The organism is Leifsonia poae (assembly GCF_027921845.1).
Lineage (GTDB): Bacteria > Actinomycetota > Actinomycetes > Actinomycetales > Microbacteriaceae > Leifsonia > Leifsonia poae.
This window is the reverse complement of the sequence record NZ_BSEN01000015.1, coordinates 380,765-394,182: the sequence shown is the minus strand read 5'-3', so window position 1 is coordinate 394,182 and position 13,418 is coordinate 380,765. Positions and strand designations below refer to the sequence as shown.

The 13,418-nt window shown below is 70.6% G+C and carries 12 protein-coding genes; 2 read left to right on the top strand and 10 right to left on the bottom strand.

The genetic code is table 11. The annotated features are described in order from the left end of the window. Window positions 1-91: 91 nt before the first annotated feature. The 6 genes from PKE84_RS16610 to PKE84_RS16585 all read right to left on the bottom strand — a co-directional run bounded on the left by PKE84_RS16610 (window position 92) and on the right by PKE84_RS16585 (window position 8,239). Window positions 92-2,305: a transglutaminase TgpA family protein gene (locus PKE84_RS16610; protein ID WP_271178366.1), complete on the bottom strand. Its 2,214-nt coding sequence runs from the start codon at window positions 2,303-2,305 to the stop codon at window positions 92-94. 49 nt (window positions 2,306-2,354) lie between these two features. Then, complete coding sequence (locus tag PKE84_RS16605) at window positions 2,355-3,668, bottom strand: DUF58 domain-containing protein (RefSeq protein WP_271178365.1); 1,314 nt, start codon at window positions 3,666-3,668, stop codon at window positions 2,355-2,357. A gap of 3 nt (window positions 3,669-3,671) precedes the next feature. Next, entirely contained in the window at window positions 3,672-4,736 is a 1,065-nt protein-coding gene (locus PKE84_RS16600) for an AAA family ATPase (RefSeq protein ID WP_271178364.1), read from the bottom strand. Further along, entirely contained in the window at window positions 4,733-5,215 is a 483-nt protein-coding gene (gene coaD / locus PKE84_RS16595; protein WP_271178363.1) for a pantetheine-phosphate adenylyltransferase, read from the bottom strand. The genes PKE84_RS16600 and coaD overlap by 4 nt, the downstream gene beginning before the upstream one ends. Before the next feature lie 85 nt (window positions 5,216-5,300). Then, window positions 5,301-7,502: an ATP-dependent DNA helicase RecG gene (locus tag PKE84_RS16590; protein ID WP_271178362.1), complete on the bottom strand. Its 2,202-nt coding sequence runs from the start codon at window positions 7,500-7,502 to the stop codon at window positions 5,301-5,303. Beyond that, window positions 7,499-8,239 (bottom strand): tetratricopeptide repeat protein, encoded by a 741-nt coding sequence (locus tag PKE84_RS16585; RefSeq protein WP_271178361.1) that lies wholly within the window; start codon window positions 8,237-8,239, stop codon window positions 7,499-7,501. Before PKE84_RS16585 ends, PKE84_RS16590 begins: the two co-directional genes overlap by 4 nt. Window positions 8,240-8,287: 48 nt before the next feature. Here PKE84_RS16585 and rsmD point away from each other — a divergent pair, with 48 nt between their 5' ends. Beyond that, window positions 8,288-8,857: a 16S rRNA (guanine(966)-N(2))-methyltransferase RsmD gene (gene rsmD / locus PKE84_RS16580; protein ID WP_271178360.1), complete on the top strand. Its 570-nt coding sequence runs from the start codon at window positions 8,288-8,290 to the stop codon at window positions 8,855-8,857. Between the two features lie 20 nt (window positions 8,858-8,877). Here rsmD and thiL read toward each other — a convergent pair whose 3' ends face one another. Then, window positions 8,878-9,879 carry a thiamine-phosphate kinase gene (thiL, locus tag PKE84_RS16575; protein WP_271178359.1) on the bottom strand — a complete coding sequence of 334 codons (1,002 nt, stop codon included), beginning with the start codon at window positions 9,877-9,879 and terminating at the stop codon, window positions 8,878-8,880. A 24-nt stretch (window positions 9,880-9,903) separates the two neighbouring features. Here thiL and PKE84_RS16570 point away from each other — a divergent pair, with 24 nt between their 5' ends. Next, complete coding sequence (locus tag PKE84_RS16570) at window positions 9,904-10,431, top strand: DUF3515 family protein (protein WP_271178358.1); 528 nt, start codon at window positions 9,904-9,906, stop codon at window positions 10,429-10,431. A 76-nt stretch (window positions 10,432-10,507) separates the two neighbouring features. Here the strand turns inward: PKE84_RS16570 and PKE84_RS16565 are convergent, their stop codons facing one another. The 3 genes from PKE84_RS16565 to PKE84_RS16555 are packed head-to-tail and all read right to left on the bottom strand — an operon-like array spanning window position 10,508 to window position 13,416. Next, window positions 10,508-11,599, bottom strand: coding sequence for a D-alanine--D-alanine ligase family protein (locus PKE84_RS16565; protein WP_271178357.1), 1,092 nt, complete (start codon window positions 11,597-11,599; stop codon window positions 10,508-10,510). Continuing rightward, window positions 11,502-12,644 (bottom strand): NAD(P)H-dependent glycerol-3-phosphate dehydrogenase, encoded by a 1,143-nt coding sequence (locus PKE84_RS16560; protein WP_271178356.1) that lies wholly within the window; start codon window positions 12,642-12,644, stop codon window positions 11,502-11,504. The genes PKE84_RS16565 and PKE84_RS16560 overlap by 98 nt, the downstream gene beginning before the upstream one ends. After that, complete coding sequence (locus PKE84_RS16555; protein ID WP_271178927.1) at window positions 12,634-13,416, bottom strand: lysophospholipid acyltransferase family protein; 783 nt, start codon at window positions 13,414-13,416, stop codon at window positions 12,634-12,636. The genes PKE84_RS16560 and PKE84_RS16555 overlap by 11 nt, the downstream gene beginning before the upstream one ends. Window positions 13,417-13,418: the final 2 nt, after the last annotated feature.

The window sequence follows — 13,418 nt, the reverse complement described above, 5'->3', positions numbered from 1 at the left end:
GGCGGTGGATGAGATCGTACACATTGACCGTGTACGGGGTGGTCTTGAACTTGGTCACGGTCAACCATTTTACGCGGATCGGAACCGGTTCTCAGGCAGATCCGCGCGCACTCTGGGCTGGCGTCCAGGTGGGCGGGATGAGCGAGACCGGAATCAGGGCGGCTTTCAACCGGAGCGCCCGCCCCGCCTGCGCCTCGAGGGCCGTCAGGACCCGCTCCAGATCGTCGGCGAGCCCGACCGCCGTCGCGCGTGTCGGCGGCCCGAAGGCGTCCCGCTCGCGCACCGCCAGCAGTCGGAGCACGGCATCGTGGCCCGGCGTACCGGACACCGCCTCGGCGATCCGTCCCGCGAAGACGCGCGGTGTCTCGGTGTCCGGCACGGCCCAGCCCAGATCACGGGCCGTGTCGCGCAACTCGTCCCACGCGACGGACGCCCCGCCCCATTCGTCCGTGAGCCGTCTCAGTCGATTGCGGCGCCGAATGCGGCGCAGAACGGCCGGCGTGAGGAGGAGCGCCACGACCAGCAGGGCGACACCGACGCCCGAGAGCACCGGCTGGAGCGGCGCGGTCGCCGTCACCCCGGTCGCGCCGCGCTGGTTGGCGGGATCGGTCGGCACCAGACGCTGCGCCTGCGAGGACGACGACGATTGCGGCACCGGCGCGTTCGGTGCGATCTGGGACTCCGGTCGCGTGTAGCTCGGGATGGTCCCGCGCCCCACCGTCGGCTCGAAGGCCACCCAGCCGACTCCGGCGAAGTACAGCTCGGGCCAGGCGTGCAGGTCGTCGCTCGTCACCGTGTACTGTCCGGGGTTGTTGGCGGTTCCGCCGTTCGTCGCCCCCGGCAGGTAGCCTTCAGCGACGCGCGACGGGATGCCGATGGTGCGCGCCATCAGTGCCATCGCCGAAGCGAAGTGCACGCAGTATCCGGACTTCACCTCGAGGAAACGGGCGATCACCCGCGCGCCGTCGCCGTCGTAGCCCTGCTTCAGCGGGGTCTGTGTCGAGTACACGAAGTCGTTGTCGCGGAAATAGTCCTGCAGCGCGACCGCCTTGTCGTATTCCGAGACCGAGCCCTTCGTGGCGGCGAGGGCCGACGTGGTGATGATCGACGGCAGATTCGGGGGCAGGAACAGATCCCGCTGCACACTGGCCGGCACGAAGCCGCCCGCGGCCTGCAGCTGCGCCGCGGTCGGCTGCAGCACCAGGCTGGTCGCGGTGTAGTTCTGCCCCTGCGTGCTCGTGTTCACGCCGCCGATGGTGAGATCGTCGGGGTCCCACGACCACGTGCCGTTGAGACCCTTGATGCCCTGCACCGGATACGGCACGGGCAGCCAGCGGCTCTGCATGTTGTCGATCTGGACGCTCGTGGTGATCTTGGTCGTCTTCACGGTGTCGGAGAGCCCGAACACGGGACCGATCGTGTTGCCGGCCGGCAGCCGCTTCGTGTCCCGCTCCCTGTGCTTCCAGACGGACCCGGTGAACTGATCGAGGGACGCGAGCTTGAGGTACTGGCCGGTCGTCGCCGTGGTCGTGTAGGTCAACGCGCGCACGGCGGCAGGACGCCGCAGATCGCGGCCGAGGTCGATCAGCGGCGTGACCGTGCCGCCGATCGAGATGCCGCCGGCCGTGAACGAGGTCGCTCCGCCGCGGTCGAAGCCGGGGGCGGTGCCCGCGAGGATCAGTGCGACCGCCACCGACGACGCTGCGATCGACAGCGATGCGGTCGGGCGCGGCGTCGCCGGGCGTCGGGTTCGCACGTCGCAGCGCAGCAGCCAGAGGAAGGCGGCTGCGCTCGTCGCCAGCGCGAAGGGGTCCAGGCCGTCGCCGAGCAGCGCGCCGGGCACGACAAGCACCAGGCCGACGCCGAGGGCAGTGAAAGCAGGGATGCGGAAGGCGATCGCCAGGGTGTCGATCACGAGGGCGAGGAGGCAGCCGCCGCCCACCACGAGGAACATGAACTCCGGCAGTGCCGGTGACGGCGTTCCCTGCTGGTAGATGGAGAGCATCGCCTGCTGCGCGAAGTCCCCGAAGTGCACGAAGGTCGCCGGTGTCGGGAAGAGCCCGAGCAGACCGGTGCCTTTGCCGAAGCCCACCGTCATGATGATCGCGAACTCGACGAGCTGCAGCAGCGGCACGAGGCGGCGCGGTACTCCGAGCATGCGCAGGCCCGCGCCGGCGACGAGGATCAGCGCCGACGAGAAAATGAGCAGGAACCACCAGCCGGCGCCCTCGATCAGCCCGATCAGCGCGAAGCTCACGGCGAGCACCTGGAGCAGGAGCGCACCGGTGAGCCTCCAGTACCCCATGCGCCTCGCTCGCTCGCGCGGGAGGACGGCCGCTCCGATCGCGCTCTCGCTAACCACGCTGCGCTCCCGCCCGCTGACGCGCCAGCGCCTGCTGCCACACGTCGGCCGGGTCGTCGCCGGCGCGGAACGGAACGCAGAGCCATCCGGCGTCGGCGAGCACGTCGCCCACCGCAGGCGGCGAGGACGCGGCGATGAACGCCACCGCCGGGTCGCACATGGAACGCACCGCCGCCAGGGCCCCGAGCTCCTCGAGCGAGCCGCCGAGCAGCATCGCGAAGACGGGAACGGCGCGGCCGGACCGGCGGAGGCCCGCGGCGAGCTCCGCGACGGCGTCGTCACGCCCTTCCGCGCTCTGTTCGACCGCGGCCAGGTCGGCCAGCAGCAGCCGATCGGCGCTGCCGACGTCGTAGGTGGGCGTCGCCGAGCCGAGGGTGCCCGTGCGTCCTGCACCCGAGCGACCCGACAGCTGACGCGGACCCGTCTCGACCACGCTCACCACGAAGCCCGCGTCGAGCAGATGCACGCCGACCGACGCGACGAGTTCGACGAGGGTCTCGAACTCCGCGTCATCGCCCGCGCCCGTGTGGCTGTCGAAGAGCATCCACGCCTCCGGGTTGCTGCGTCGCTCCTCCTGACGCACCATCAGCTTGTCGTGGCGCGCCGTCGCCCGCCAATGGACCCGCCGCAGCGGGTCGCCCGGCCGGTATTCGCGCGCGATCAGCTCGTCGGCGCTCGGGATGCTATGCCGCAGCAGTTCGTGCTCCGTGCCCTCACTGCGTGCGACGTCGAGATCCCCTCCCGGGAGGGCCGTGACGCGCGGTGTCACCACGAACTGCCGGGGCTGCCCGAGCGCGTACTCGGCGTACGCGAGCCCGAACGGGTCCGTACGGCTGACGATGAGCGGCCCGACGGCGTGCGAACCGCGGTGACGCGCGCGCACGTCCTGGCGTAGCACCACCGTGTCCCGGCCGTGCGTGACGTTGGCCTGATGGCCGCCGAGCCGCGGGAACGGCGCCGCCTCCTGCACCCCGACCGCCGGAGGGGCGAACTCGCGCCAGAGGGCGGCAGGACTCGGCCTGGCCGACTCGTTGCGCGCGGTGGTCACCACCGTCGCCGTCTCCCCCACCCCGACGATGTCCGGATGGAAACTGCGCGTGACCGTCAGCCGGGGACGATCGACGGTCACCGAGATCATCGCCGCCAGCGGCAGCACCGTGAGGAACAGCCCGACGAAGAGCACGTCGGTGCGGCCGAGCGTCGCGGAGGCGATCAGCGCGACGACCCCGACGCCGAACAGCGCCCAGCCCCGAGACGTCGGCCGCGGCTTGCGCAGCGGCGACGATGAGCGCTGTCGCCGGGCCATGGGTCAGTCCGCCCGGCCGGAACCGATCGCGCCCGAGCCGACCGGCACGGGGGTGGCCGCCACGATGCGGCGCACGATGTCCGCGATGACGGGAGCGCTCTCGTGATGGTGGCCGAGAGCGCGGCTGGTCGGCAGCAGACGGTGGCCGAGCACGGGCACGGCGAGGGCGTCGATGTCGTCGGGGAGCACGAAGTCACGGCCGTCGAGCACGGCCTTCGCTTTGGCCGCCCGCACCAACTGGAGCGTTGCCCGCGGGCTCGCGCCGAGGCGCAGGTCGCGATCCTCGCGGGTGGCGCGCACCAGGTCGACGGCGTACTGCTTCACCGGCGTCGAGGCGAACACGCTCCTGGCCGTCGTCATCATCGCCCGCAGCTCCTCCGAGGTCACCACCGGCCCGATGCGCGACAGCGGGCTCGACGTGTCGCGGGTGTTCAGCATCGCGAGCTCGGAGTCGTCGTCGGGATAGCCCATCGCGATGCGGGCCATGAACCGGTCGCGCTGGGCCTCCGGAAGCGCGTACGTGCCCTCCATCTCCACCGGGTTCTGCGTCGCCACGACGATGAACGGAGCGGACAGCGGGTACGTCGACCCGTCCACCGTCACCTGACGCTCCTCCATGCACTCGAGCAGCGCCGACTGCGTCTTCGGGCTGGCGCGGTTGATCTCGTCGCCGATCACGATGTTGGCGAACACCGCGCCGGGCTTGAACTCGAAGCGCCGCTCCGCCTGGTTGTACACGGAGACGCCGGTCACGTCGCTCGGTAGGAGGTCTGGGGTGAACTGGATGCGGCTGACCGTGCAGTCCACCGACTTGGCCAGCGACTTCGCGAGCATCGTCTTGCCGACGCCCGGCACGTCCTCGATGAGCAGGTGGCCCTCGGCCAGGAGCACGGTCAAGGCGGTCTGCACGGCATCGTGCTTGCCGTCGATCACCGACTCGACGTTCGCCGTGATCTGCGCGGCGGCGCGGCGCAATTCCTCGAGATCCATTGCGACCGATGCCTGGCCGGTCTCCTCGTCGCTGGCGACGGAGGACTCCGTCGGCTGACGTGTCGCGTAACTGTTCATGTCTCCTGCAGGTATTCGTAGACGGCCGTGGGGACGTACGGGCTCACGTCGCCGCCGAGCGCCGAGACCTGGCGCACGAGCGAACTGGAGACGTGGGCGTTCGCGGGGTTCGGGAGGAGGAAGATCGTCTCGACCGCCGCGAGGTTTCGGTTGACGATGGCCATCGGGGTCTCGTAGGCCACGTCGATCTGGGAGCGGATGCCCTTGATGAGCACGTGCGCACCGACATCCGTGCAGTAGTCGACCAGGAGGCCGACGCTCCACGAGGCGACCACGATGTTGCCGGCGATGCCGGCGTCTTCGATGGACCGCTCCAGCAGGGCGACCCGCTGCGCGATGGGCAGCAGCGCGGACTTGTCGGGGTTGTGGACCACCAGCACGTGCACCTCGTCGAACAGGCGCGCGGCACGTTCGATCACGTCGAGGTGCCCGAGGGTGACCGGGTCGAACGATCCAGGGACAACGGCGATCCTGTTCATAGACCTTCAGACTATCCCGCTGATCCCGGCATTTCGTTGTGAATCCGTTACCGAATTGTTGCGGGCACGTCACGCCGTCCGGTCGTCAGGATTTGGCGAGGAACGCGCGCTCGCTCTCGTCGAGGCGGCGCGCGAGGGCGGCGGCCAGCGCCGGATGCGCCGCGAGCCCGCCGTCCGTCTCCAGCGTCTCCTGCGCCGCCACACGAGCCTCCGCGATGAGCTCGCCGTCGCTGGCCACCCGGAGCAGCCGCAGCGACGATCGCCCGCCGGACTGCCTGCTGCCGAGCACGTCGCCCTCGCGTCGCAGTTCCAGGTCGATGTTGGCGAGCTCGAAGCCGTCGATGGTGCCGGCCACGGCCTCGACGCGCTCCCGCGCCAGGGTCTCCTGCTCGGCGCTGGTGACCATCAGGCACAGCCCGGGCACACCGCCACGGCCGACGCGGCCGCGCAGCTGGTGGAGCTGCGAGACGCCGAAGCGATCGGCGTCGAGGATGACCATGGCGGAGGCGTTCGGAACGTCGACACCGACCTCGATCACGGTGGTCGCGACGATCAGGTCGAGCTGCCCGGCGGCGAAGGAGCGCATCACCTCGTCTTTGACGTCGGAGGGAAGCTTGCCGTGCAGCATCCCGATCCTGGCGTCGGCGAACAGGGGGTCGGCGCGCACCTGGGCGATCACCGACTCGACGTTGGCGATCGGTCGCGCCGGCCCCTCCTCCGGCTCAGCCTCCTCACCGTCGTCCTCCGCGTCCTTACCCGTGATGGCGGGACAGACGACGAACACCTGCCTCCCCTTGCCGATCTCCTCGGCGGCGCGCTCCCAGATGCGGCGCTCCCAGCCGGGCCGGTCGGCGAGCGGCACCACGAAGCTCTCGATCCCCTGCCGGCCGGCGGGAAGCTGCGCGATCGTCGACACGTCCAGGTCGCCGAACACCGTCATGGCGACGGTGCGCGGGATGGGCGTGGCCGTCAGCACCAGCACATGCGGCGGCGTCCCTCCCTTGGCCCGGAGGGCCTCGCGCTGATCCACCCCGAAACGGTGCTGCTCGTCGACGACGACGAGCCCGAGGTCGTAGAAGGTCACGGCGTCGCCGAGCAGTGCGTGCGTGCCGACCACGATGCGGGCCTGGCCGGAGACGGTGCGCAGGAGGGCCTTCTTGCGCTCGGCGGTCGAGAGCTGCCCGGTGAGCAGGGTCGGCATCAGCTGTGCGGCGAGGTCGGGGCCGAGGACCTTCACGATCGACCGCAGATGCTGACCGGCGAGCACCTCGGTCGGGGCAAGCAGCGCGGCCTGGCCGCCCGAGTCGGCGACGGCGAGCATGGCCCGCAACGCCACGAGCGTCTTTCCGGAGCCCACCTCGCCCTGCACCAGTCGGTTCATCGGTGCGGTGTCGGCGAGGTCGCGGGAGATCTCGCCGCCCACGGTGGCCTGGTCGTCGGTCAGCTCGAAGGGAAGGGCGGCGTCGAAGCGCTCGAGGAAACCGCCAGGGGTCGCCGAACGAGGTGTCGCCGCCGTGGCGCGCGACGCGGCCCGCTGCTGAAGGAGGGCCGCCTGCAGCACGAAGGCCTCCTGGAACCGCAGCGCGTCGCGGGCGCGCTGCCAGTGCGCATCCTTCTCGGGGCGGTGGATGCGCTCCAGGGCATCCCGGAACGTCAGCAGCCCGCGCTCCCTCGCCACCTCGTCGGGCACGGGATCGGCCACCGCGCCGAGGGCGCCGAGCGCCAGTGCGACGGCCTTCTGCACCTGCCAGCTCGCCACCGTTCCGGTCGCCGGGTAGATCGGGATGGGCATCTGCGCCCAGTTCTGTGCGGCGGCGGTGCCGGCGGCCAGCGCGGCGCTGTCGTCGGCCTCGAAGAGCTCGTAGTCCGGATGCGCCAGCTGGAGCGCGCCGCGATAGTCGGAGACCTTGCCGGCGAAGATGCCGCGCACTCCGGGCACCAGGTCTTTCGCGCGCCAGGCCTGGTTGAAGAAGGTCAGCGTGAGGATGCCCTCGCCGTCGGAGATCTTGACCTCGAGGATCGAGCCGCGACGTGCGCGCATCGGGCGCTCCTGTACGCGGAGCACCTCGGCGACGATCGTGACGTTCTCGTCGATCGGCAGGTTCGCGAGGGCGGTGAGCTCTCCGCGACGGGCGTAGCGGCGCGGGTAGTGGCTGAGCAGGTCGGCGACGGTGCGCATCCCGAACGCCTTCTCGAAGGCGGTGGCCGTGCGGCCGCCCAGCACGCCGCTCAGCTTGGAATCAAGGGTGACAGCGCCCTCGACGGCCGGGGCGGGGACGGAACTCATGGTTCGATCGTATGCGGCACGACCGTCAGCGCGGCGAGCTCGTCCGCCACGAAGGGATCCTCCGGCCGGGCCGCGGCCAGCCTGGTCTGGAGCTCGAAGGCCTCATCGGTGCGTCCCAGTTCGCGCAGACAGCGCGCCAGCGCCCACTCAGCCCAGAACACCTGGTCGTCGGTGCCCACAGAACGGGACGCGCGCAACGCCTCGGCGAACTCGATCAGCGCCGCATCCGGTCGCGCCGCCTCGAAGAGCTGCCAGCCGCGGTTGTTGTGGAGAGTGACGCCCCAGCGCAGCGTGCGGGCATCGCGCACGTCCTCCAGTTCGGCGAGCCCCTGCGCCGTCCACTCCTCACCGTGCGCCGGATCCGCCAGCGCCAGCATGTGCAGCGCGTCGACCGCGAGGAACACCTCACCGTCGCGTCTGGCCGCCGACAGGGCCTCCTCGAGGAAGGGCGCGGCCTCCGCCGGGTGGTCGGCGGAGCGCCGGAGCCGTCCGCGCTCCAGGGGGATGCGGATCCCCAGCGGCCCGATTCCGGGCTCGAGGGAGTCGAGCAGGGCCTCCGCCTCGTCGAAGCGCTGCTGCAGGCCCAGCGCTCTGGCGCGCTGTGTCTCGAGTTCCGCGCGAACCAGCTCGGGTCTGTCGGGTTCGGCTGCCGCCTGGGCGAAACGTTCCGCTGAGGCGATCGGGTCGTCGAAGTTCCACAGGGCGTCGAGCTCGCTCTGGTCGAGTCGTGCGTCCATCTTCATATCTTCGTTGTCGGAGCGCCCCGCCGCTAGGCTCGGATGACCATGACTCGTATCGTCGCCGGGTTCGCCGGATCGCTCAGCCTGCAGGTTCCGAAGAGCGGTACGAGGCCGACGAGCGATCGGGTGCGGGAGGCGATCTTCTCCGCGCTCGAGGCCAGGGACGCCCTGCAGGGCGAGCGCGTGCTCGACCTGTACGCCGGCTCGGGGGCCCTCGGTCTCGAGGCGGCCAGCCGGGGAGCGTCGCGCGTGATGCTGGTCGAGCGCAACGCGCAGGCCGCGGCGGTCTGCCGGTCGAATGCGTCGGCGGTCATGAAGGCGGCACCGCGTTCGGGTGCGCCGTCGATCGAGGTGCGGGCGACCGCGGTGCAGACCTTCCTCACCGGCTCCGGGTCCACCTACGACCTGGTGTTCATCGATCCTCCGTACGAGGTGGATGACGACGAACTGCTCGCGGTGCTGACCGCGCTCGTGCCGCGCCTGTCGCCGCACGCCATCGTCTGCGTCGAGCGCAGCACGCGCTCGGGAGCGCCGTCGCTTCCGCCGCGCCTCGATCTCGATCGCAGCACGGCGTACGGCGACACGACGCTCTGGTGGCTGGAGCCCGAGCAGTAGCAGACCCGGGCCGGGCGCGTTCAGCCGCCGTGGCCGTCCCAGCCGATGTAGGGGTCCCATCCCCCGCGCTCGTCGAACGGCCGCCCTCCGACGAGCACCCCGGCCCCCGGCACGACGACGCCGATGGCACGGAAGCCGCCCGGCAGTCCGGCTCCCGCGGGGAACGCCGCGAACAGGCCGTGATCCTCTCCCCCGGTGAGTGCGATCTCGACGTCGTCGCCGAGCAGGCCGGGGTCGAGATCGATGCCGACGCCGCTCGCCTCGGCGACCCGGCGCGCATCCAGGGCCAGACCGTCGGAGAGGTCCAGCATCGCCGTCGCGCCCGCCTGCGCCGCGAGCGGGCCGTCGGCGATCGGCGGCCGCGGCCGCAGTTGCGCGGTCACGGTCTCCGGATGTGCGGCGAGCACCCGCTCGAAGCGCGCGCGATCCGGTTCCCCGGCGGCGTCGACGGCTTCTGAGAAGAGCAGCCGGAGTCCGGTCGCCGCCGCGCCGAGCATCCCGGACACGGCGACGACATCGCCGACCCGGGCACCGCTGCGCAGCACGGGTGCGCGGCCCTCCAGGTCGCCGAACGCCGTGACAGCGATGGTGAACGTGTCCGACACGGAGAGATCACCACCCACGACGCCGCAGCCGGGGGCGAGCGCGGCACAGCCATCGCGCAGCCCGTCCGCCAGCTCCTCGAGGTCGCTGACAGGGGTGGAGGCGGGCGCGGCGATCGCGACCACCAGGGCGGTCGGCACGGCGCCCATCGCGGCCACATCCGAGAGGTTCGTGGCCGCCGCCTTCCAGCCCAGGTCGTACGGTGCGGACCACGCCCAGCGGAAGTCGGGACCGTGCACCATCATGTCGGTGGTCACGACGTACCGGCCATCCGGAGCCGCGAGCACGGCGGCATCGTCACCGGGGCCGACGATGGTCGAGCGGGACTCGGGGAGACGCGGGAAGATGCGCTTGAGCGTCTCGCGCTCCGAGGCCTCGCCGAGGGTGGTCGCGGAGGCGTCGCTCCCAGACATCGTCATGCATCAAACGGTAGCCTGAAAGCGATGCCCAGACGCCACGCCGCCCTCGCGACGCTCCTCGCCGTACCCGTGCTGACCGCAACCCTCCTGACGCTCACCGGATGCGCGCCGACCGTCTCGCTGGACGCGGCTGCCGACTCGAACGACCCCGGTTGCGCCGAGATCTCCGTGCGGCTCCCCGACACCGTCGCCGACAAGGCGGAGCGGGAGACGAACGCGCAGGCGACCGGCGCGTGGGGCGATCCGGCGGCCGTGCTGCTGCGCTGCGGCGTGCCTCCGATCGGCGCCACCACGAAGCCGTGCATCACCGTCAACGGCATCGACTGGGTGCTGATGACCGACCTCGACAAGGACCCGACGGCGAAGACCCTCGTCTACCAGACGTTCGGCCGCACCCCGGCGACCCAGGTGGTCATCGACCACGTGTCCGGTGCGTCGGATGCGGCGGTACTGCCCGAGTTCGCGAGCGCGATCGCCACCATCCCCCAGACCCGCAAGTGCCTCTCGACCCTCGACACAGGCGCGACGCCGACCCCGGCGCCCACGAAGTAGCTCCCGTTGAGGGGCGGCAAACGCACCTCAAACGAAGTTTTTGGATGCGTTTGCCGCCCCTCGAAGAACGAGAGCGTCAGGCGCGGGCCAGGGCGACGGTGATCAGCTCATCGATGAGGGCGGGGTAGCTGAGGCCCGACTCCTGCCAGCAGCGCGGGAACATCGAGATCGGGGTGAAGCCCGGCATCGTGTTGATCTCATTGATGACGAAACCGTCGGCTGTGAGGAAGAAGTCGACCCGCGCAAGCCCCTCGCCGCCGATCGCGTCGAACGCCGTCACGGCGAGCCGCTGCATGGTGGCGAGCTCCTCCGGCGACAGGTCGGCCGGGCAGACCAGGTCGATGCCCGGTGCGTCGAGGTATTTGGCGGCGAAGTCGTAGAAGTCCCGGCCCGAGATGACGATCTCGCCCGCGACCGATGCCCTGGTCGCCTCGCCCGGCCGTCCGCCGAGCACGGCGATCTCGACCTCGCGACCGACGACGCCGGTCTCGATGAGCACGCGGTCGTCTTCGGCCAGCGCGGTCTCGACCGCTGCGTCGAGCTCGGCCCAGTCGGTGATCTTGCTGACGCCGACGCTGGAGCCGGCACGCGCCGGCTTCACGAACGCCGGCAGCCTGAGCTCTGCGGAGGCCGCCGAACGCACGGCAGCCGGATCGGTCCGCCACTCGTAGGCGGTGACGGTGCGCCACGGCGCGACCGGGATGCCCGCCTGCTGCAGCACGGTCTTGGTGAAGTGCTTGTCCATCCCGAGTGAGCTCGCCAGCACGCCGCTGCCGACGTACGGCAGGTCGACGAGCTCGAGCATCCCCTGGATGGTCCCGTCCTCTCCCCATGGACCGTGCAGGATCGGGAACACGATGTCGACGTCGCCGAGCGAGCGCGTCTCGCCGTGCTCCGTCACCGTCAGCTCGCGCGTCGTGGCGCTCTCCGGCCAGTGGATGCGGGTGCCGTTGTCGTGCACCGTCGGCAGATCGTCGGCGTTCAACGCGAACAGTGCGGCGTCGTCGGGCTGGAGGGTGAACACTCCGTCGGCGGTGATGCCGACCGGGATGACGTCGTACTTCTCGCGGTCAATCGCGGCGAGCACTCCCGCCGCCGTCGCGCAGCTGATCGAATGCTCGCTTGAGCGACCCCCAAACAGAAGAGCGACCGCGAGTCTGTCCGTCATCCGTAGTCCTTTCACCCTGGGGTTCGTCCGAATCCGTGGTGAGATGCGGCGCAATGTCTTTCGGATCGAGCGTACCGGCAAGCACTTGGCTCACCTGCCGCACGATGGGCATGTCAACGCCACGGGCCTCGGCGAGGGTCAGGATGGGCGCCACCGAGGCGAGGCCCTCCGCCGTCTGGTTCATCTGCTTGACCACGTCGTTGAAGCTGTAGCCCTGGCCGAGCAGGCGCCCGGCGGTGTTGTTGCGGCTCAGCGAGGACTCGCACGTGGCGATGAGGTCGCCCAGCCCGGCGAGGCCGGACAGCGTCACGGCCTCAGCGCCGTACGCCACAGCGAAGTCGGTCATCTCGACCAGGCCGCGAGTGATGATCGACGCCTTGGTGTTCTCGCCGTAGCCCACGCCGTCGACGATGCCGATCGCGACCGCGATCAGGTTCTTCAGCACGCCGCCGAACTCGGTGCCGATCACGTCGGTGTTCACGAACGAGCGGAAGTAGCGGTTGGTCGCCGCCATCGCGACGGCCTGCGCGGTCTCCAGGCTCGCCGACGACACGACGGCAGCGGTGGGCTGCTCGCGCGCGATCTCAAGAGCGAGGTTGGGCCCGGAGGCCACGGCGATGCGCTCCGGCTCGATGGGCAGCCCTTGCGCGATCACCTCGCTCATCCGCAGCCCGGTGCCCTTCTCGACGCCCTTCATCAGGCTCACGACCACCGTCGACGGCCCCAGGAACGGCGCGATCGCTTCGAGGTTCGAGCGCAGCGTCTGGCTCGGGATCGACACGAACACCTGCTCGGCGCCCTGCATCGCCTCGCCCAGCTTCGAGGTCGCCCGCAGGTTGCGCGGCAGGTTGATGCCCTCGAGGTAGTCGCTGTTGCGCTTGACCTCGTTGATCTCGCGGGCGAGCTCGGGACGGCGTGCCCACAGCACCACGTCGGAGCCGCCGTCGGCGAGGATCTTGGCGAACGTCGTGCCCCAGCTCCCGGCGCCGAGCACGGCGATCCGGCGAGGGGCGACGACGGCGGCGCGCGAAGAGCTACCCTTCAAAACGGCCCGTCTCCTTCTGGTCGTGATCGGCGGGGTTCCAGCGGACGGCCGGTGCCTTCTCGCCGCGCAGGTCTTCGAGCAGCGACGTGATGGCGTCCATGATGACGGCGGTCGCCTCGTTGAGGGTCGCGGCGTCGAGGTTGCGGCCGCGGAAGGCCGAGAGGTCGACGGGATCCCCCACCTTGACGTCGATCGTCTTGCGCGGGAAGAAGCTGATCTTCTTCGCGTAGCGGGCCATCACCTGCTGCGTGCCCCAATGGGCGATCGGGATGACCGGGATGTCGTGCTCCAGCGCCATGCGGGCGGCGCCCGTCTTGCCGCGCATCGGCCACATGTCCGGATCGCGGGTCAGCGAACCCTCCGGATAGATGATCACGATGCGCCCGTCGTCCACGATCTGCTGCGCGACGGAGAGCGGCGCGGAACCGCGGGTCGAGCCGGCGCGCTCGACCGGCACCTGCCCCGACTTGCGCAGGAACCACCCGACGACGGGCACCCGGAAGAGGCTGCCCTTCGCCAGGAAGCGCGGCATGCGCCCGAGCTTCCAGCTCACGATCCCGATCGCGATCGGGTCGATCTCGCTGTAGTGGTTCGGGGCGACCACATAGGCGCCGCGCCGCGGCAGCTTGTGGCCGTCGACGATGCGGAAGCGAGCGATGATGCTGAAGATCGGGATCACCATCCCGGCCAGCACCCAGAAGATCGAGGGCGTGCTCGTCTCTTTGCGGGGAAGCCTGGAGGCGGACGTCGGCTCTGAGGAGGGTTGGCTCACCA

Excerpts from the sequence above, each read along its gene's own strand:
- PKE84_RS16610 (WP_271178366.1), bottom strand. The coding sequence starts at position 2,305 with ATGGGGTACTGGAGGCTCACCGGTGCGCTCCTGCTCCAGGTGCTCGCC.
- PKE84_RS16605 (WP_271178365.1), bottom strand. The coding sequence starts at position 3,668 with ATGGCCCGGCGACAGCGCTCATCGTCGCCGCTGCGCAAGCCGCGGCCG.
- PKE84_RS16600 (WP_271178364.1), bottom strand. The coding sequence starts at position 4,736 with ATGAACAGTTACGCGACACGTCAGCCGACGGAGTCCTCCGTCGCCAGC.
- coaD (WP_271178363.1), bottom strand. The coding sequence starts at position 5,215 with ATGAACAGGATCGCCGTTGTCCCTGGATCGTTCGACCCGGTCACCCTC.
- PKE84_RS16590 (WP_271178362.1), bottom strand. The coding sequence starts at position 7,502 with ATGAGTTCCGTCCCCGCCCCGGCCGTCGAGGGCGCTGTCACCCTTGAT.
- PKE84_RS16585 (WP_271178361.1), bottom strand. The coding sequence starts at position 8,239 with ATGGACGCACGACTCGACCAGAGCGAGCTCGACGCCCTGTGGAACTTC.
- rsmD (WP_271178360.1), top strand. The coding sequence starts at position 8,288 with ATGACTCGTATCGTCGCCGGGTTCGCCGGATCGCTCAGCCTGCAGGTT.
- thiL (WP_271178359.1), bottom strand. The coding sequence starts at position 9,879 with ATGACGATGTCTGGGAGCGACGCCTCCGCGACCACCCTCGGCGAGGCC.
- PKE84_RS16570 (WP_271178358.1), top strand. The coding sequence starts at position 9,904 with ATGCCCAGACGCCACGCCGCCCTCGCGACGCTCCTCGCCGTACCCGTG.
- PKE84_RS16565 (WP_271178357.1), bottom strand. The coding sequence starts at position 11,599 with ATGACGGACAGACTCGCGGTCGCTCTTCTGTTTGGGGGTCGCTCAAGC.